Below are 19,790 nucleotides of genomic sequence, written 5' to 3' on the forward strand. Positions count from 1 at the left end.
GTCTCAACCTCCAATGGATGGTGATGTGGCCACACGCAGGCCTGTCGGGCTGGCAGCGCGCCGTGCAGCGTCGAAGTGCAAGGAAAGGGGCAGCGGTAGAATGAGGTGGCCTTCGAGGATGAAGACAGAACCTGGAATCGCCCATTTGGCGGTAATCAGCGCGAAACGCGCATCGGCGTCGGCAGATGCAGGGGAATAGCGGCCAGTGGCCTCATCGATCTCGCCAGTCCCTGCAATTGGCAATGCCCACTGAGTGTCTGGCTGGCCTACCCCATCGAACATACCTGTCAACTGCAGGTCGCCATCGGGCAACTGCTTGACGTCGATCACCAGTTCAGGCCGCCGCTGGCGTACCAGCACATAGATTGAACGCGACTCGCTGGTCTCCCGGTTCTGTACCTTGACCTGATCGAGCACGTAGGCCACGTTGGCATCCACCTTACTGCCTGCGGTATAGGTGCAACGCCTGCCATCGCCCTCAGCGACGACCGAGCCCCGTCCTTCTTCGCCATCATCGACCACAGACCAGTCGAGGTCTCCGGTCTGCGCACCCGCCGTGAGGGTCAGTGTGTCGTCGAAGTAGCAGACCCGGATCAGTGGATTGACCGTCAATGTTGCGGGCGCCACAGAGGCCATGCTGATGGCCTGCTTGTTGGTACCCGGGTCGGTGGCGATGATCCGGACCCGCACGGGTTTCCCCGCCATGGCGTGCGCAGGCGGTGCCCGGTATTCACCGCTGGCGGGGTCGATGCGCCCCAGATCACCGACAGTGCCTGGCAAAGCCTCCAGGGACCATGTCAGCCCTTCACGCGGCGGTTCAACGCTGAACGTATGCCGCTGCCCGGGTGCCAGCGTCACGGGGCGATCGACGATGCGCATGCCGGCCGTGCCATAGCCGCTGGCGAACACGGCCATTCCATCGGGTAACTGGAAGTCGAACGGTACAAGGCGCTTGCCGTCTACCAACGACAGACCGGCCATCACCTGTTCCGGGATCATCGCGGTCAACTCCCTGGCCAGCCCTTCAAGTACCGCCTGCTTGACCAGGAAGGCGACAAACGCATAAATCTCCTCTCGCAGTGCCGGTGGCGTGTCGCTGGGCAGGCCACTGACCTCCGTCACTTCGGCCGCCTGCCACGGCCACAAAACCTGCCCTAGCAACATACAGCCAGCGCTTTCCTCAGGTGATGCAGGCGCATTCAGGGTGAACACGGTTTGCAGGTCGAACTGGAACGTTGCCGTTCGGCTGTACAGAGGACCCGTTGGCTTGGGCTTGTAGGTGAAGGTCAGCGTGCAATAGGACTTCCAGTGCTGGCGGACCTCATCGTGTTCGAAGGTGACACTCAGAAGGGGCTGGAAATCCGCCAGGGCAGCCCGCCCCTGATCGCCGGCCGGCGCCCCTGCGTTTACGGCAATTTTGAAACCCTCGCAGGCAAACTGATACTTGTCGCTCTCGTAAGTGCTGGGGTACACCTCCAACAGGCCGGCCGTGGCATCCAGCCGCTGCAAGTTATTGTCTTCATCGAACCGGGCATCGAACGCGCCACCCTCGAGCATCTGCGCCAGGCCCGTGGCGTAAGCTGCACGGTGCAGGAAGCGCGACGTCAGCAACAGTGCGCTGTCGACCGGTTGCGCAAGATCATCGGGGAGCAGGAACGGGTAATCGGACTGCTCACCGGGCAGGTTGCCCACAGAGCCATTGTTGATACCCGCGAATACCACCAGTGCGGACTTGCCGTCGGCTTTGCTGACGTGGGTGCGTACTTCACTGTGCCGAACCGCCAGGTAGGGGTTGCCAGACAGCGCCTTGAAGTCAACCAAGGGATAAACCTGCCGGGCGCTGCCCAACCCGCTGAGCACTTCCTTGAAGAATCGCCCGGCGGCCTGCCGCTGTGGCAAACCACCGCCCAGGTCCAGCTCGGTATCCGTGCCTTCACGCAGGTCGGCGCTCACGCCCTGGGCATCGGTGCTCAGCAGCAGTTTCTGAGTGACCGGCAACGGGTCGAGCAGGTCGTGAACCGACAGGCTCAGCAGCCCCTCGGTCTTGTCCATGACCAGATGGCTCCCGCCTTCCAAGGCCAGGCTTTGCCAGACCTTGGGCGACGTGTAGTTCGCTTGCATATCCACCAGTGCGGGCGGCCCCATGCGGTAGCCCGTCAGGATGTGGGTGACATCGGAATTTGGCATGGCGATCTCACCTTCGATATCGCCCAGGGCACTGTCCGGTTGGCTGCAATGTGCCAACGCGAGCAGGTCGTTGATGGCCTCGGGACGCGTGGCGAACGTCAGGTCCCAGTTCAGGTGCTTGTGGTTGTGCTTCATCCAGGCCGTGATGACCGAGAGGTAATTGGTAGGCATGATGTGGCCCCGCTCAACTGGAGTGCTGAAAGGTATGGGTTTAGGTGAACGCCGGTTGACTACCTGCGCGTTGCCCGTTGCGCTGCCTGCTCAAGGGCCTGATAGGCTTGACTGTGCTGCCCCAGCGGCAGCGGCAGCACGATGAAGCCCTCGAGCGTGATGGGTGAGTCGGGGGAGAGCCTCCAGACGGCGCCAACCACGCAGAAATGTGCGGGGCTTGCGGCGTCGGCCTGGTAGTAAGGCTTGCCGTCTTCATCGATATCGATCTGCCCCGGGCCATGCACCACCGTCAACTGGTCGACACGTGACTCCCCGCTGAAATGGATCGACAGCCAGACCCTGGCGTGTTGTTCATCGCGCTTGTCCACCACCACATCAGAGGGACGTTTCAGGGTCATCTGGGTAACGATGCACAGCGTCCGGTGCTCATCGGTCAAGCTGTTACGGACCTCGACTTCTTCGACGATGAATGACTTGTCGGGCAGGTTCTCGCCGGGGATATAGCGATTGGTCGTGCCCGATTCCTGCGCCAGCCTGCCATGGGGTGAAGCGCCGAGGATGCGCCATTGCAGCGGTCCTTCAACGACACTGTCCGCCTTGAGGCTGACCCCCTCGTCGCCCACCTGGCAGACCGACAGCAATGGGCTGACCTGCAGTGCGTTCTTGACCACCGTGAGCAGGGCCGAACTGGCAAAGCTTGAGCCTGGAACAGTGGCAGTGACACGCACCCGGGTAAATTCACCTTCGATGCCCGCAGCCCCGGGCGCCAGATACAGGCCATGGGTGTGCTGGTCGAAATGGCCCGGGTCATCCGTGGAGCCCTCTACCGACTCGACCGACCAGGTTACGTTGGCTTGCGCCGGGACGGTGGCAAGCTGCAACGTGCTGCCGTGGGTCACGATTTTTTCCAGGGGGGTGACGGCGAACGTGGTCAGCTGTGGAGCGACGCTGCCAAAACAGGCAATGTCGCGGGGCATGTGCCGCTCGCCTGCGAGTATCGCGCCACCAAAGTTCAGCTTGATGGTCTTATCGATCAATTCCTCCATGTACAGGTCTGAACGAAGGTCCTTGGCGAGTGCGGCTCTTGCTGCGGCAAGGGGGCCGCGATCGGTGCTCAGCGAGACAAATGAAACATTCGGCGCTGCAACTCCCCAAAGTACATGAAAAAGGCTCAACGCGCTGATCTGATCTTCGTAGGGGTCCCCTTCAAATTTAAACGAACCGTCCTGTTTGGGGTATATTTTGTGCTTATACTCTTCAAGTTTCAACGTAGCGCCTTGCAGGTCTTGTATCTGCCAACTGGCTGTTATTTCCACATTGATTTCAGCATGCCAGAGCCCCACGCACGCGTGCCCCCACGTCCAGGACTGCGGCGTGGCGACGATTTCTTCATAGCGGGTAAAATCCGCAGTAGCTGTATGAACGGTCACCAGTTCCATGGACACACGCTCCCCTGACACACGAAACTTCAGCACATCCTTGAGCGGCAGCTCATCGGTAATTAAATCGATGTACGCCCGGCAATCAACACTACCGCGCCAGTATGCCTCATGGTAAGGCTCAACATGACTTGCTGTCTCTGAGGGTATTACACCTGCAATGGCAGTCGCTGTCAGATCACCGTTTTCTGCACGTTCAAATTTAAATTCAACATTCGTGAAAAACTCCAATGGCAGTTTGCTTAACACGGTAGCCAACGCCACCCAGGCCTTATCAAGCAGTACCGTCGCCGAGTAATCACCGTTGTCATCGGGAATCAAGTAACGGTATTCCGGGCCAGGCATATTCTGCGGCCCGTTACTGGGCCCCATGGCGACCAACCCCACGAGCGCACCGTCCACGTCATCGGCGTCATCGCTCTCCATCGGGGCCAGGGCGACCGAGGGGTTACGCTGGGTACGCAGGATGAACGACTCGGGCCGCATCAGGTCATTTTCGCCATGTTCGATGCTGCCGAATGACCAGACGCGTTGATGGTCCGGCAACCCGCGGAACAGCTCCTTGAAGAAGTCCCCCCCCAGCTCGCGAACGCGCCTGGAATCCGAGAAGGTCACCACAAAGTCATCACTGTTGTGCAAGTCCAGCGTCAATGCGCCGTTGTCGGCGACATAGCCAGGCACGTCGGACAGTTCCAGGCGCAGACGCAGCTCTGGCCCGACCAGAGGTTCTATCCGATCGATCCGCTGTGGGTACCAATGGGCCCCCACCTGCTTCAGCCCTACCTGGTTGCCGCCGAGTATTTTCATACGCAGGCTGGCACGCGAACCGGTGATATCGGCATTATCGAATGACAACCGCGGGTGATCCAGAACAAAGTTCTGCATATAAACCTTGTAACCATTGTCCGGCGCCGTCTCACCGCTGATAGGGTCCAGGTAAGAGCTGGTCTTGAAGCGCCGTATATATTCCTGGGTCAACAAAGCGTCCGCCTTGTCCTTCTGGATAGCGAAAATCGTATTCCACCCCAACATCCGGTAGTCAGACTGCAACCACTCCAGCAAATCCTGTTTCGAATTGCTCGACATAAATCACCTCACATTTACACACACGCAGGCGCGTCTGTTTAAGAAACCAGCTTAAGATCAACGATTGGAAATGCCCGCCAGGTTTCGCCGTCATCGAAACTTGCAGATACGCTCAACCTGAAATCCCTGCCCAATTCCAAGTTTCCGAGAAACTGTTTGGGCAGGTAGGCTTCAATAACGCCATCAGAATATTCGTCGTATGTCACCGCCTCGGTGGGGGGACGCAGAATATGCGTGACATTCTGGCCAGATTTCGAACGGCCTTGCGCCTCGATACCCAGCAATTGCCCTTCTGCCATGAACGTCCAAAAAGGCAGCGTGCACAAAGCGCCATTCACTGGAACTTCGTGCAGTTTCAATTCCCGGTTCTCGGCACCTTCGACCTGAATTATCGGGTAGCTGCGCTGATCGAAATCGCTTACCCGCAGCTCGAACTTTTCTGATGTGCGTGGCGTTTCGCCGGCGCGGGTGACGGTGTAGTACACCCACAGACGTCTACCCAGATTGGCGGCCATGGCCGACCGCGGCACCGTGAACAGGCGTGTGTCACCTGACGGCGGCCGGGGAACGATGGCTGCCCCCGTGCTGCCGTGCCCTTCCCAATGCAGGTTGACGGTCGGCGCAGGCTCCGCGCCATCACCCAGCTCGGCCTCTGCCGGGATTCGCACTTCGGCGCCACACTCCAGCTTGCTTGGATGGACCACGCCCTGGTACGACGCGTCACCGTCTTCCTGCGTGGCGTCCGGGATTATCGGTAAAGGCAGGTAAAGCTTGCGCTGCAAGACCAGATCCAGCACTTGGGAGCGCATCTGCACGCCCTGACGCGAAAATTCATAGCTGAACGCGAACCGCTTGCCGCGGTTGACCTCGCTCTGCAGCCACTCCCGCTCCAGGTGAAAGGTCAAGCGTTTGCTGTCCACCGAACTCACATCCACACGCAGGCTGCGCAGCGTCACCTCCGGCCCTACGGCATAGAGCACCAGGGAATCGCCCAATTCCAGCTCCGGATAGGGTTCCACCTCTACCAGAAGGCCGGCGCGATAGGTTTCGTCATCAGGATCCAGCGCGCCATCCGTCGCCCCTGGGATACGCGGCGCCGCCAGCAAAGGTGCCGGCGGTGGGTCGCCGGCGGCGGGCGAAACGATGTCGAAGCGCTGCACTGGCGACCGGCTGCTGGTGCCATCGGCGAATTCGATGCGATAGTGCAAAAAGGCGAACCCGCCGATATACATGAAGACCACGCCGATATCCAGGTGCCACAGCAGTGGTCGGCCAGGATCAGACTCCTGCACTTCCAGTACTTGCTCGAACGGCTCACCTGGCAAGGACTCGTTGAACCAGGGCTCCCAACTCAGGAAAACCTTGTCACCTTTGGCCATGGCGGCATAGGGCGCTGTTGCCAGCAATATGCCTTCGGGATTGAGCAGGTTGACGTCGATCACCCCCTCATGGGCATCTTGCAAGTGGGCGACCGGCAAAGCCCATATGCCTTCAGCGGGCCGGTCAACGAAGAAGAAACGACGCTTGGACTCAGGCCCCACAGGATTGCCGGCGTTATCCAGACGCGTGAACGAATAGAACACCTGGCCACCGCGCAAGGCGGTGACGAGTGCGTTATCGATCAGGATCTCCCCGCGGCCGGCATCCAGGCTCAATACTTCGCGTTCGCCAAAGAGGTCCTCGGCACTGTTGTCGGCCTTGCACCCCCGCCAGTTGATATATACCAGGTCGTGCTCGGCAATGCCGGGATAGCTAATCCAAGTCATCAGATCGGCACTGCCAAGCGCGTCCAGATCGACAGAGTTCATACGTTCATTAAGGTGTGAAACGTCTGGCATGTCCATGTATGAATATCTCCGCCTTGCACATGTCCGATTCGAGAGTTGGCATAGATATAACACCGCCCCTGAACCTGAACACCTAGCAAAACTGACAGGTGTCAACACACGAAACTTCCACTACTGTCGACACGTATTCGGCACGCGCAGCCCCTGACTTACAGCGCCCGCCCCCTGACAAGCAGAGTGAGAACGTTCATTATGAGTACGGAATCTTCACTGCATTCCAACGCCCTTAACTTCATGAGTTTCATGGAGAGCGGTGTCGACAGCCGCACCGGACAATACACACTGTCCATAAAACTTCCCGAGTTGGGCGCCAATTACTTCTCCGGCCCCGAACTTGAACTCAGCCTAAACTTCAACCCGCTCAATACGATTGATTCGGGTTGGGGGCGGGGATGGAATCTGTCACTGACGCAGTTCGCACCGCACACACAGGTCATCACCACCTACAGCGGTGAATCATTCAAAGTGACCGGTAGTTCGGGCTCACGCTTGCAAATGCAGGAGCAACGGCTGGCGCACTTTCACTTTTACCGCGAACCTGCCGGGCCAGGCGGCAACGCGCGCTATCGCGTGGTGCACCGTTCAGGCCTGGTGGAAATCCTCGAAGAAATGGGTAGCGCGATCGGGCGTATCGCCCTGCCCGTGGAGATCTACTCGGCCACGGGGCACAGGATCGACCTCCAGTACCAACCGTTCAACTCGTCTTACATGATGCTCTGCTCAATCAGCGACGAGCGTGAGGAGATCCTGCTGGAAATCGAACGCGACGATGGCCGCATCGAATTGCGCGAGCGCCCTTATCAGGGTGACAACGGCCAGCCCGTAGCCCTTTATGCGATGAACCTGATCAATACTGACTGGGTCACATCGATCGTTCTGCCAACCCGTGAGCTGGCCAGCTGGCGCCTGGATTACGCCCTGGTGAACGGGCTGTTGTGCGTGAGCAAGGTCGAGCCCCCGACCGGTGCCCGTGAATATCTCTATTACCAGGACCGTGGCCATCTGTTCCCCGGTGACGCCCGGCCCCCCCTGCCGCGCGTGACGCGGCACGTCATCGAACCGCGCGGTGGCCAACCTGCGTTCCAGCGAACCTATACCTACCCGGGCTCGAACAACTTTCTGGGTTACGGCGCCGGGATCGGTTGGTCTGACAACGGGCTGGACAACCTCTACGAGTCGAAACGGTACGACTTTGAGTATCAAACGGTCGAAACCTTGCGCGACCACAATGGCACAGCACTGCGCGACATCACACGCACCTTCAACCGCTTCCATCTGCTGACCTCGACCAGAACCGTGCAGAACAACTGCGTACATGAAGTCACCATGCAGTACAACATCAAGGACGCCCCCTTCGATCAACAGGTGTCGACCCTGCAAATGCCGATCAGGGAGCAGACACGCTGGTCGCTGGCGGACAACATCACGCGTAGCCGCCTTGAAACCGTCGAAACCACCTACGATACATCGGGCAACATCATCTGGCGCAAACTCGCCAACGGCGTGACCGAGACCCAAAAGTGGTATGGCACTGAAGCGGAAGATGGCTATCCCGGTGATGCCAATGGTTTCGTTCGTCACCTGAAGAGCAAAACCACCACCCCGGCGAGCAGCGGCCGGGGGCAAGCCCCTGTTCTCACTCAGCACTACCGCTACAAGGCGCTGGCGCCACTGGCAGGCAACGCCATCACCCTCAACCCGATGATTGTCGAGCACAGTGAAACCCTGACGCATGCGCACGATCCGGCGCACCCCCTGGAAGAGAAAATTTACTATTACCTCGATGCGCCCAAGTCCAGCCTGCGGCATGGCCGTCGCTATCAGGAGGTGGTGAAACGCAACAAGCTGGAAACCACCACCCAGTACCAGTTCAATTCACTGCTAGACCCTCTGGGCGGCCATCAGGTACTGGAAACCCGCAAGACCCTCTTTGGTTACGACGGCGCGCAACGGTCCACCGTTCAACGGCGCTCGCTGCTGCATGGCGAGAAGCTCTACGAACTCAACGAGAACGGGGTTCACACACAATGGGCGTACGACGCCCTGCGGCGAGTCACCGAGGAAAAGGTATCGCCAGAGACACCGTTCGAGGCCAAAAAACGCTACGACTACCAACTCTGTGCCAGCGATGCGGACATTGCCCGCGCCCGAGTCACCAACGCTCGCGGCATCACCACCGAAACCGAGCTGGACGGCCTCGGACGGCCGACCCGGGAGAGCCGTGACAACGTGCTCGAGGCGAGGCCGGGCGCTTTCTACGAAATCCTGGCCATCCAGTACGATGCGTACGGCAACCGGATACAGGAGAGCGTTACCGACTGGCTGCAAGCCCAGCAGTACCTGCACCTGGTAACAAAAACGCGGTACGACGACTGGGGCGAGCAATGCTGCACCATCGGCCCGGATGACGTGGAGCAGCACAACGTACTGGACCCGATCGGCAACGCCGATCACCAGGGCGCCATTCGCTACAGCTGGCGAGAAGGCGGGAGACTGGAATCCCGAACCCAGGTGCAGAACCGCAACGGCAGGAACGTCCGATCCATCCGCCAGGCACGGGCCATCAGTGGCAAGACCGAGACCTGGCTCAACCTGTTCAACAAGCCGGTACTGCGCAAGCGCCTGGATGCGTTGGGGGAGCTGATTGGCGAACGCCGCTACAGCTATGACGGCCTCGGACGCACGCTCACCGAAACGGATGAGCGCAACCACACCACTGCATTCAGCTACGACGCCTGGGGCCGGATGCTCACGACCGAGCAACCGAATAAAACCCTGCTCACCCGCACCTACGCCGAACACTCTGCCGAAGACCTGCCGACCCGCCTGGTGGTGACCCCGGCGAATGTGCAGTTGCCCGCCCGCCAGATCGGTGCGCAGTACTTCGACGGCCTGGACCGCCTGATAGGGACCACCACCGGTGACCGGACGGAGTACTTCCTGTTCCGCGACGGTGAATCGATACCGCGCCAACGCATCAACCCCGCTGGCGAGACCATCGAGCAGGACTACAACCTGCAGCTGACCAATGAGCCGATCAGCAACACCGCGCCCGAGGACCACGCCAGCTTCGCCTACGACCCTGTCAGCGCCCGATTGCTGAGCGACGACAACCGACAATGCGCACGGCGCTTCGAATACAACAAAGCCAATCAGCTGACCGCCGAACACTGGGAGGACAAGCGCGACGGCAAGACCTGGAGCCGCATTCATAGCAGCACCTTGCAGGATCGTCTGAAGAACACCCACGAACCCTACGGTGAAGACACCACCCATGAATACGACGCCCAGGGCCGCCTGGTCTCAACCCTTCAGGGGCAGCTGCAGGCCGAGTTCAAATACGATGATCTGGGCCGCATAGAACTCATCACAAGCCATGACCGAGCCAGCGCACAGGCCCTGGAAACCAAGATCGAGTACGACGACCAGGACCGTGAAGTCAAACGCACCTGGCGTCAGCCCGGGCAGCCAGAACGCACACAGGAAACCGTCTGGGACAAGGATGACCTCCTGCTCAGCCGCACCCTGCAGGTCGGCGGAGTATCGCGACTGGTCGAAAAGTTCGGTTACGACAGCCATGCACGCCTGAACATGTACAACAGCACAGGGCCGGACCAACCTCGCGATGCGCTGGGCCGCAGCATCGCCATGCAGGTGTTCAACTTCGATGCCTACAACAACATCGAGTTGACCGTCACTTCCTTCACAGGTGGGCCGGCCGCTGAACGCGCCACGTTCATTCATGCCGAACGCGACCCCTGCCAGCTACAGCGTATCGAGTACACACCGCCGCGCACCGCGCCCAATCCTGAGTTCAGCTACGATGCCAATGGCAACCTGACCCGAGACGAGCAAGCCCGGCCAATTCGCTACGACAGCCAGAACCGGTTGCTGGGCCTCAACGACAGCGGCGCCCCGGACACCTATGGCTACGACGCAGGCGGCTTGCTGGTCAGCAGGCCCGAGGCCGGCGAGCGCACGCTGCTGCTGCATGACGGCCAGCGTTTGCGCATGGCCGTGCGTGACAGCCTGCAAACCCTGTACCTGCATCATGACGAACAAGCGCTGGGCCAGCAGCAGAAAGGCACTGGTGCGCAATCGCCCCTGCTGCTGCACACCAGTGCCAGCCACAGCGTGATCGCCGAGAGCCAGGCCGGCAGCACGCGCGCCGTCCGTTATACCGCCTATGGCGAGCGGCACGCCGACGATCCACTGCTCGGCACCCTGGGCTACAACGGCGAAGCGCTCGATCCCGACAGCGGCTGGTACCTGCTCGGTAGTGGCTACCGCGCCTACAACCCGGTGCTGATGCGCTTTCACAGCCCCGACGCACTCAGCCCCTTCGGCGCGGGGGGGCTGAACTACTACGGCTATTGCCAAGGCAACCCGATAACCTTCCGCGACCCGACCGGGCATTACAGCATCGGCTATAGCGGGCAAAGCCGATCGCTGGCAGACCTGAATAGCTACAGCATCTGGCGGGGCAAGGCCTTAGGTGCGATCGGCTGGACGGGGATAGGCCTGGGCATACTCTTCGCCGCAGTTGCCTCCGTGGCCGCCGTCGTGGTGACAGGTGGCGTAGCTGCGCCGGCAATCGCGGCTGCCTGGGCAGCCGCCGGTGGCGGCATCAGTGGCGCGGGTGCGGCACTTTCGGCAGGTGTCGGGGCAATTGCCAGCGTATCGCTCGCCGTCGGCATCAAGTTGGCGGCCACGGTGGCTACAGCCACGTTGTCAGTCACCGGTACGGCGCTACAAACGGAAGCGATACTTTCGGGGCATGAAAAGCGGAACAATATTGGGACAATCCTGAATTACTCGGCAGCTATCTTGGGGCTTGCGGTGGGCGCGATGCAGTTGATTGCAAGAATACCAAATATTGCATGGCGCGCTGGCAGTTATACAGTCACAACGATCACCGACGACCCTCTAATAAACAGCGGGAAAACCCTATCCGAATTAAAAATGGCAAGGCAAATCCTCCACCCAAGAAGCCCTGTCTCAGTCTCAAAATCCAAGCATTTCTTCCCCGTAGCAGAGGATATACCAGTCGGCCATAAAGTATATTTACCGTATACAGAAATCAGACGCTAAATAACAATCCGAAACACAAAACCCGTCACTGCAGTTCAACACTTCAGGCAGGCATACTTGTTGGAGACAACAATGAAACCACTCACGTTCAGCACCCAGCAACATGACCGCACCACCAAAGCCCGGCGCAAGTATCTGAAGTTGCAAGATGCCCCTGACAAGACAGCGCCGTTACCGGTGACCGCCCCCAATGTCCAAGGCATCATCGACAGTGACGATGGCACGCTGCATAAAGACCGCTTGAAAACCGACCTGACCGTCGAGATCCCCGCATGGTCTGACCTGCCACCGGGCAGTGATCCAAATGACTACTCGACGTTACAACTGCAGTTCACCTTGACTGGCGCCGAAAATACCTTCAGGGCCATTGGCCCTGTCGAAAAGTTCCTCCCGCCCCTCGTGCCAGGAGACTTTCCGTTAGCACTGGCTTTTCCCCAGGCGTCCATTCCACGCAATGGCAAACTGTGGATTCGCTACGAACTGGTCGACCACAAGGGCGACCAATATGTTTCACACCCCATCGAGCTGATCTGCGACAGTGTTCCGCCCTGGGGGGATGAGCCCGCTCCCCCGCTGACCGCGCCTACGGACATCATCAACGAAGCCTACCTGACCAACCACCAGGCCGGGATTGAACTGGGTATACCTGAGTACCCGGAACGTGCATCCAAAGATACCTACCAGGCGTTCTATCTGAAGGAATGGCCTGAAGAAAATGCGGACTACGATAACCCTGTCGTCGATGGCACCGTCACAGACGACCGCAAGATAACCATTCCGGCAGATGTGGTACGCAACCTGGGGGATGGCAGGTTCTACATCGTCTACTACCTGTTCGACAAAGCCCAGAACCGCAGTCGCATCCGGCTGCCGGCGACGGTCGATGTGGTGCTCACACCAGAGCCCAAGGACCTGCTGCCACCCGAGGTGCCGCTAGCGGTAGATGACGGCGTACTGAGCCTGAAAGATGCACAGGCGGGTGTGCAGGTAGAAATACAGGCTTACACCAATTCCCGCAAAGAGGACAAGATCGCGATCAAGTGGGGCGCGACGCCCCTGATCGCCGAACAGGTAGGCTCACGCCCATTCCCTATATCGATATCCGTACCCAGCGATATCTTGCGAAACGAATACGGCAAGGCCTCCGGGGAGGTGGCGACCCCTGTCAGCTATCAGGTGCTACGTGGCCACGCCGCCTATGGACCGGCGGCCGATGACTTCGCTGTCGACTTTTCCGTTGCAGGCCCGGAACGCCCTGACCCCGACCCCGACTGGCCGGACCCGGTCAACGACAAGATGCTCGCCCCCACAATCACCAGTTTCAGCGGCGATACGAACCTCATTCCCCCGGCCGACCGCGGCAAAGACGCCACGCTGACCTTCAAGGTATTCGAGGGCGCCGCAGCCCCCCAGGTAGTGGACTTCTACTGGGACGGCACGCAGGTGACCCCGGCACGCTGGGTTGTCGATGAGGCACCCGGTGCCGACAAGTCCGTCACGATCCCGTGGAGCTATATCGAGGCAGCTGGTAACAAGCTGGCGCTGCCTGTGCATTACACCGTGAGGGGCGACGAAAACGCGCTCAATGAACAGGAGTCGCTTCCACAGTTCGTAGAGGTATCGGCCATCGACATGACGGCCGACGATCTCGAGTTCCTGGGTTTAACGGACCGGCTCTGGCTGAGTTGCCAATCCCTCTGGGACCCTGATGACCCCTCCGCCGCCCCGGCGATCAGGGTGCAGGTACCGCCCTGCAGCCGCTTCAACGTGCCACCAAACACCACCATGACACTGAACTGGGTGGTGTATGACCAAATTGTGGATGGCAACCTGATCGATGGCGTTGAGAAAACCTGGACTGTGACCTTGAACGCCGAGCAGATCGCGAACGGCTTCGTCACGCGAGTCGAGCCGTACGATCAGCACATCAAGCCCATCTATGACGCCGCGCCGTCGGGCGGGCGGGCCGAGGTGAGCTACGTCATCAACACGCAGCCACCCATTACCTCCAATACCACGACCAACAAGATCAGCGTCGCCGATCAGGGTACGGGGGGCTCGTGTGACGTGAGCCAACCTTGAGCAAGCCTCGGCAGCGGCTTTGGCAATCGTCCGCTGCCGATCCACTTATAGGAATTTTCCATTGAAGAGTAGGAATTTCCTTACATTTTTTGCGACTTAACGCGCTTAGCCTCGCGGTATGCGGATTGTTCTCCAACGAAAAGCAGAACGGTCTTACAAAAATTTGTTCACTTCGAGGTTTTCCCTGAATGCCGAGCCGCCTTTTTCACACCCTTCGCCACTGTTCACCACCCGCCCATCTCGTGCTGGCAGGCCCGCTGTTTTTCGCCAGTGCCTGCTGGGCAGAAACCCTCATAGATGCCGATACTCAGCTGGATGCCGGCAGCACACTCGACAGCTACCGGGTGATCGGCCCGGCCGTTCTGACAGCCACCGGGGCGACGACGTTACAGATCGCCGCCCAGGCGGGCGCCACCGTGAACCTGTCGGATAGCCAGGTCACCGCTGAATCGAATGGCAATGGCCTGGCGCTCAATGGTGCCAGTGCCACCGTACACCGCTCGACCATCCGCAGTGACGCCCGTGGCCTGGCGCTGAGTGCTGCAGGGGCGGGTAACGGCTCGCGCGCCTTGATCAACGACAGCATGATCGAAGGCGGCGTACAAGGCGCGACCATCAATGCCAGTTCTGCCGAACTGCAGCGCAGTGAACTACGCGGCACGGGCGCCAGCAGCGAGGGCGCACGACTGGTTGCCGGCACCCTGATTGCCAGGGACGGCAGCACCATCAGCGGCGGCAATTATGGCGCGCGCATTCTTGAGGACGACGGCCGCGGCTCTACGCTGGTGGTCGACAACAGCCTGATCGAGGGACGCAACGGGCCAGCGATCGCCGTCGGCCGAGGGGCCGGCTTTGCAGCATCGGCGCAGATCGACGTCATCAACGGTGCCAGCCTCAGTGGCGGCAACGGCGTGCTGCTGCAGGTGGCGGAGGATGCTGCCGCCAACCTGCGTGTCAACAACAGCCACCTGGTGGGCGATATCGTCGCCGCCAGCGGCGGCACCGCCAATGTGCTGCTGGAAAACTTCGCCACCCTCAAAGGCCGGCTGGATAACGTTGCAAGCCTGGGAATCAACAGCGGCGGCGAATGGACCCTGGTCGACAACAGCCAGGTAACCGACCTGTCTCTGGATAACGGTGCCGTGCGCTTCGGCGGGCCAGGCGAATTCTTTACCCTTTCCGTAGAAAACCTCACCGGCAACGGCACCTTCATCATGGAAGCCGATTTCAGCACCTCGCAGTCGGACTTTCTCGACGTGACGGGCACCGCCAGCGGCAACCACCAGTTGCTGATCAGCGCCAGCGGCAACGATCCGCTGACAGACAACAGCCTGCATGTGGTCCATGCCGCTGCTGGCGATTCACAATTCTCGCTGCTGGGTGGCTCCGTGGACCTGGGAGCCTATTCCTACGACCTGGTGCAACGCGGCGACAACGACTGGTACCTGGACGCGACCACCCGTACGGTCAGCCCCGGCACACAAACGGTGATGGCATTGGCCAACGTCGTGCCGACCATCTGGTACGGCGAGCTCGGCGTGCTGCGTAGCCGCATGGGCGACGTGCGCCGCAACCCTGGCAAGGCCGGTGGCTGGGTACGCAGCTACGGTAACCGGTTTAATGTCTCGGCGACGTCTGGCGCGGCGTACCAGCAACAGCAACAAGGCCTGTCGATCGGCGCAGATGCGCCCCTGGCAGCTGGTGACGGCAACTGGCTGGTCGGGATCACGGCCGGCTACAGCAATTCCGACCTGAACCTCGCCCGCGGCTCTTCGGCCAGCGTCGACAGCTACCACGCCGGTGCCTACGCCACCTGGCTCGATCCCGAAAGCGGCTATTACATCGACACCGTGGCGCGCATCAACCGTTTCCGCAACCAGGCCGACGTGCGCCTGAGTGACGGCAGCAAGGCCAAGGGTGACTACAGCAACCTGGGTGCTGGCGTTTCGCTGGAGGTGGGGCGTCATCTGAACCTGGCCGACGACTGGTTCCTCGAACCGTTCGCTCAACTGTCCGGGCTCGTGGTCCAGGGCAAGGACTACAGCCTGGACAACGGCATGCGCGCCAACAGCAACAGTACCCACTCGCTGCTGGGCAAAGTGGGTACCTCGGTCGGGCGCACCTTCAGCGCGGGCACAGGCCGTAGCGTGCAACCCTACCTGCGGGTGGCGGCAGTTCATGAGTTCGTCAACGACAACCAGGTGAAGGTCAACGACAACCGCTTCAGCAACAACCTGGCCGGTTCGCGCGGTGAACTCGGTGCAGGGGTGACGGTCGCCTGGGGCGAAAAATGGCAGGCCCACGCCGACTTCGACTATAGCCATGGCAGCAAGCTTGAACAGCCATGGGGCGTGAGCGTCGGCGCCCGTTACAACTGGTGAAAAAACGAGGGAAGGCCAATGCGCCTTCCCTTTTGCATTCATGCGTGACACATGGAGAAGGACGATGGCACAGAACAAGCGCTCCGGTAACCGCAGAACTCCAACCCCTGAACTGGACTCGGCCCCTCTTGTCCATCCAACCGTACCAAGCGTGGTGCCCGATGTTGAAGGGGGGAGACCCAACACGGTCGAGTTCCGGGCAACCTATTCCCCCCTGCGGGTAGAGTTCCACCCTTGGGCAAATTCGCACCCGGAAATAGATGAGGAATACCTTTTTCTCTACTGGAATGACGTACTGGTCGACAAGAAGACCTTCAGCAAGCCAATCGAACCTGAAGAGCTGTTCATATTGGTACCGGTCGACAAGCTTATTGAAGGCACGCACCGCCTGCACTACGCAGTCACGCTGTACAACGATACCCATGTGTCTTCACGGCCACTGGATATCTACATCGACAAGACCGCGCCGCTGCTCCCCGCAGATGATCGCTTGGTGCTTCCCGACTACGTTATTCGCGAAGGTGTCACCGAGGACTACCTCGCGGCCAACGGCGACAAGCTCGTCTGCACAGTCCCCTCGTACATTGGTGCGGAGCCAGGCGATGTCGTGAAGTGGTTTTACAGCGAAGACGGCGCCGGGCAGGAAATGGTCGACATGATGACACTGACCCAGGAGCACGTCGAAACACTGAGCCCGCTAGGCACCAGCAAACCGCTCGAGCTGACCTTCCCGGGCGCTTTCATTCGCCAGTCCGGCAACGGCACGCGTTACGTGCGTTATGAAGTGCAGGACCGCGCTGGCACATACCCCCAGCGTGCGCTAGCGGTCGCGTTGGAGTCCGACCCTTCCCCGCCACCACGCGAATTGCCACCGCCACACATCAAGGAGGCGAAGGGCAGCGATTACCAAAGCACGCTGGAACCTGGCAACGCATTCGACGGCGTCACATTCGTCATACCCGACGGGGCAGAAATCCGGCCGAATGAGACTGTCACCGTATTCTGGGGCCAACCCGGGACGCTCGGCGGTTACTCCACCAACACGCCCATATCGCCAGGCGCACTTGAATACCTGATCCCCAGCCTATATGTGCCGCCGCACATGGGCGGCCGGGTGGAACTGTATTACCAAATCGACAAGCCTGACGTGCCCCCCTCGCCTTCGCACTATGTCACGGTGCGGAAAATCGAAGGACTGCCAATCGTGCAGTGCAGTGATATCCGCAACCGCGCACTGAACCTGCGCACACTGGGCGAAAGCACCACCTTTACCCTGGAAAGCTGGCCGTTCCGGCATACGTCGCAATTCGTCAACGCCTGGATCGACGGGGTGGAAAGCGGCAACGTCACTCGGGAAATCAGGCTGCCGATTGCCACCGCGCTGCCTGTACCCAGCGAAACGGGCGTGATGGTGCTGGGTAGCGTCACGAAAACCGAACTGTTGAGGCTGGCAATCAACTATCAGTTCCGGGTGTCGGTTGAAGTGTCGTTCGACGATAAGCTGAGCTGGTTGAAATTTCCCGATGCGGCAGCCCAACTGGAAGACAAGCCGTAGCCCGATGCAAAAAAAAACGCCACCCGAAAGAGTGGCGTTTTTTGCAGTTGAAGCCAAATGTCGGGATGACCATGGATCCCGATGGCTTTGACTGAAACGAAAAAAGACGCCGAAGCGTCTATTTTCGAGGATCTACAGACTTCCGTGGAAGGTTGTAAATCTTGATTTGGAGCGGGAAACGAGACTCGAACTCGCGACCCCGACCTTGGCAAGGTCGTGCTCTACCAACTGAGCTATTCCCGCATTGTGAAACTTTACCGCTTTCGGCGTGAAGCGCCTTGAAGACCTTCACCACCACTGCACCGCATAGACGCCACAGTATTTAAACTGGAGCGGGAAACGAGACTCGAACTCGCGACCCCGACCTTGGCAAGGTCGTGCTCTACCAACTGAGCTATTCCCGCATTTGGCGTCCCCTAGGGGACTCGAACCCCTGTTACCGCCGTGAAAGGGCGGTGTCCTAGGCCACTAGACGAAGGGGACACACAACACTTTTCAGTGCACCAGAACATGAACCTCACGATTCAGCCTGGATTTTCTTTTCCTGCCCCGCCGCTAAGCAGTGCCGGAGAAACTGGAGCGGGAAACGAGACTCGAACTCGCGACCCCGACCTTGGCAAGGTCGTGCTCTACCAACTGAGCTATTCCCGCATTGGCGTCCCCTAGGGGACTCGAACCCCTGTTACCGCCGTGAAAGGGCGGTGTCCTAGGCCACTAGACGAAGGGGACACGCTGCTGGCATTACTGCCTGCTTTCACTCCCTGCTGCGTTTCGCTGTGTGCTTTACGCTGCAAGTGGCGCGCATTCTATGGATGGTTCGGGAAGGCGTCAACCCCTTTGTAGAAATTTATTTAAATCAATGACTTCCGGGTACACCCAGCGCTGTTTTGGTGCGCCTGCCGGGGTTTGCCGTTGATTTTCTGGCGTCAAGTCAGCATTAATGTGCCAGCATCCAGTCATGGCACAGTTTGCCGATAGAAAAAGAGAATGGCTGTCAGGGCCTCTCGCGAGCACGCTCGCTCCTACACTCAATCATGCAAACCTATTCATGAGGCATTAACGGTGACACCACTTCTGATCACCCTGCTCATCGTGGCGGGCATCGCGTTGCTGATCGTGATCGGCTACCTCAACAATGTGGTCGAAAATGGCAAGCTTGAGCGCGCCCGGACGAAGATCGAGCTCGCCGACCGCCTGCGTCGCTGTGGCGAAATCACCGAGACGTTCCCCGGCCAGTTCATGACCCCGGCCCTCAAATTGCTGCTGACCCGCCTGGAGCTGAACCTCAACCAGCGCCTGCTGGCGGTGGACAAGCACAATGCCGAATTCAAGGCGCGCATCGCCGAACTGGAAGGGCTGATAGCCCTGGGCGACAAGATCCCGGTCAACAACCCCCCTAACCCGATCCACACCGAGATCAAGGCCAAGGACGTACGCTTCCTGCTGGAGGCGCTGCACAATCAGGTGACCCGCGCTGCACAGGAAGGCTTCTTGCCAACGACCGAGGCCAAACACTGGGTCAAGGAGATCCGCCATATCCTGGTGTTGTTGCATATCGAGTTCTTCAACAACCTGGGCCAGCAGGCCCTGCAGAAAGGCCAGCCTGGCCAGGCGCGCCTGGCCTTCGAGCGCGGCGTGCAATATCTGCGCAAGCAGCCCGAGCCGAAGGTGTATGAAGAGCAACTGACGTATCTTGAGAAACTGTTGGCCCGGGCCAATGCCCAGGTGATGGACCGCATGGCCCCGGCGGAAGGCGAGCACAACGAATTGACCGATGGGCTCAAGACCGATGAGGAAGAGACCTGGAAGAAGAAGGTGATCTACGACTGATTGGTTAACCTGTACCGGCCTCTTCGCTACTGGCGTATCAATGCCGTCGTAGGAGCGGGTTCACCCGCGAAGAGGCCGGGCCTGCTGGCCAATATTCCTGAGCATTCATCGTTGCAGCCAC

Annotated in this window: 8 protein-coding genes and 5 tRNA genes; 5 read left to right on the forward strand and 8 right to left on the reverse strand. The window is 59.8% G+C overall.

The window, feature by feature from the left end:
- Positions 1-3: 3 nt before the first annotated feature.
- From ACF8RA_RS02925 to ACF8RA_RS02935, 3 genes are read right to left on the reverse strand one after another with little or no spacing between them, the layout of a single operon-like run.
- A complete protein-coding gene (locus ACF8RA_RS02925) occupies positions 4-2,358 on the reverse strand; it encodes a hypothetical protein (RefSeq protein ID WP_392515094.1) in 2,355 nt (784 codons plus the stop codon).
- Positions 2,359-2,417: 59 nt separating this feature from the next.
- The gene (locus tag ACF8RA_RS02930; RefSeq protein ID WP_392515096.1) at positions 2,418-4,883 is read right to left on the reverse strand and encodes a hypothetical protein; all 2,466 of its coding nucleotides are present in this window, start codon (positions 4,881-4,883) and stop codon (positions 2,418-2,420) included.
- Between the two features lie 38 nt (positions 4,884-4,921).
- Positions 4,922-6,727 carry a hypothetical protein gene (locus tag ACF8RA_RS02935; protein ID WP_176685434.1) on the reverse strand — a complete coding sequence of 602 codons (1,806 nt, stop codon included), beginning with the start codon at positions 6,725-6,727 and terminating at the stop codon, positions 4,922-4,924.
- 195 nt (positions 6,728-6,922) lie between these two features.
- On the opposite strand from ACF8RA_RS02935, the gene ACF8RA_RS02940 reads away from it, so the two are divergent.
- The 4 genes from ACF8RA_RS02940 to ACF8RA_RS02955 all read left to right on the forward strand — a co-directional run bounded on the left by ACF8RA_RS02940 (position 6,923) and on the right by ACF8RA_RS02955 (position 17,839).
- Positions 6,923-11,821 (forward strand): RHS repeat-associated core domain-containing protein, encoded by a 4,899-nt coding sequence (locus tag ACF8RA_RS02940; protein ID WP_392518771.1) that lies wholly within the window; start codon positions 6,923-6,925, stop codon positions 11,819-11,821.
- Positions 11,822-11,893: 72 nt separating this feature from the next.
- Positions 11,894-13,903 (forward strand): hypothetical protein, encoded by a 2,010-nt coding sequence (locus tag ACF8RA_RS02945; RefSeq protein ID WP_176685432.1) that lies wholly within the window; start codon positions 11,894-11,896, stop codon positions 13,901-13,903.
- A 188-nt stretch (positions 13,904-14,091) separates the two neighbouring features.
- Positions 14,092-16,284: an autotransporter outer membrane beta-barrel domain-containing protein gene (locus tag ACF8RA_RS02950; protein ID WP_176685431.1), complete on the forward strand. Its 2,193-nt coding sequence runs from the start codon at positions 14,092-14,094 to the stop codon at positions 16,282-16,284.
- A 64-nt stretch (positions 16,285-16,348) separates the two neighbouring features.
- Entirely contained in the window at positions 16,349-17,839 is a 1,491-nt protein-coding gene (locus tag ACF8RA_RS02955; RefSeq protein WP_392487743.1) for a hypothetical protein, read from the forward strand.
- Between the two features lie 167 nt (positions 17,840-18,006).
- On the opposite strand, the gene ACF8RA_RS02960 is transcribed toward ACF8RA_RS02955, so the two are convergent.
- The 5 genes from ACF8RA_RS02960 to ACF8RA_RS02980 form a co-directional block, all read right to left on the reverse strand.
- Positions 18,007-18,082, reverse strand: a tRNA-Gly gene (locus ACF8RA_RS02960).
- A gap of 85 nt (positions 18,083-18,167) precedes the next feature.
- Positions 18,168-18,243: transfer RNA gene (locus ACF8RA_RS02965), tRNA-Gly, on the reverse strand.
- Between the two features lie 3 nt (positions 18,244-18,246).
- Positions 18,247-18,322 (reverse strand) — tRNA-Glu (locus ACF8RA_RS02970).
- Positions 18,323-18,414: 92 nt separating this feature from the next.
- Positions 18,415-18,490, reverse strand: a tRNA-Gly gene (locus ACF8RA_RS02975).
- A gap of 2 nt (positions 18,491-18,492) precedes the next feature.
- A tRNA-Glu gene (locus ACF8RA_RS02980) sits at positions 18,493-18,568 on the reverse strand.
- A gap of 333 nt (positions 18,569-18,901) precedes the next feature.
- Here ACF8RA_RS02980 and ACF8RA_RS02985 point away from each other — a divergent pair.
- Positions 18,902-19,669, forward strand: a complete 768-nt coding sequence (locus ACF8RA_RS02985; protein WP_176685765.1) for a hypothetical protein — start codon at positions 18,902-18,904, stop codon at positions 19,667-19,669.
- Positions 19,670-19,790 lie beyond the last annotated feature (121 nt).

Source organism: Pseudomonas sp. FYR_5 (genome assembly GCF_043106315.1).
In the GTDB taxonomy this organism is placed as follows: Bacteria; Pseudomonadota; Gammaproteobacteria; order Pseudomonadales; family Pseudomonadaceae; genus Aquipseudomonas; species Aquipseudomonas putida_Y.

Excerpts from the sequence above, each read along its gene's own strand:
- ACF8RA_RS02940 (WP_392518771.1), top strand. The coding sequence starts at position 6,923 with ATGAGTACGGAATCTTCACTGCATTCCAACGCCCTTAACTTCATGAGT.
- ACF8RA_RS02955 (WP_392487743.1), top strand. The coding sequence starts at position 16,349 with ATGGCACAGAACAAGCGCTCCGGTAACCGCAGAACTCCAACCCCTGAA.
- ACF8RA_RS02930 (WP_392515096.1), bottom strand. The coding sequence starts at position 4,883 with ATGTCGAGCAATTCGAAACAGGATTTGCTGGAGTGGTTGCAGTCTGAC.
- ACF8RA_RS02935 (WP_176685434.1), bottom strand. The coding sequence starts at position 6,727 with ATGGACATGCCAGACGTTTCACACCTTAATGAACGTATGAACTCTGTC.
- ACF8RA_RS02925 (WP_392515094.1), bottom strand. The coding sequence starts at position 2,358 with ATGCCTACCAATTACCTCTCGGTCATCACGGCCTGGATGAAGCACAAC.
- ACF8RA_RS02945 (WP_176685432.1), top strand. The coding sequence starts at position 11,894 with ATGAAACCACTCACGTTCAGCACCCAGCAACATGACCGCACCACCAAA.
- ACF8RA_RS02950 (WP_176685431.1), top strand. The coding sequence starts at position 14,092 with ATGCCGAGCCGCCTTTTTCACACCCTTCGCCACTGTTCACCACCCGCC.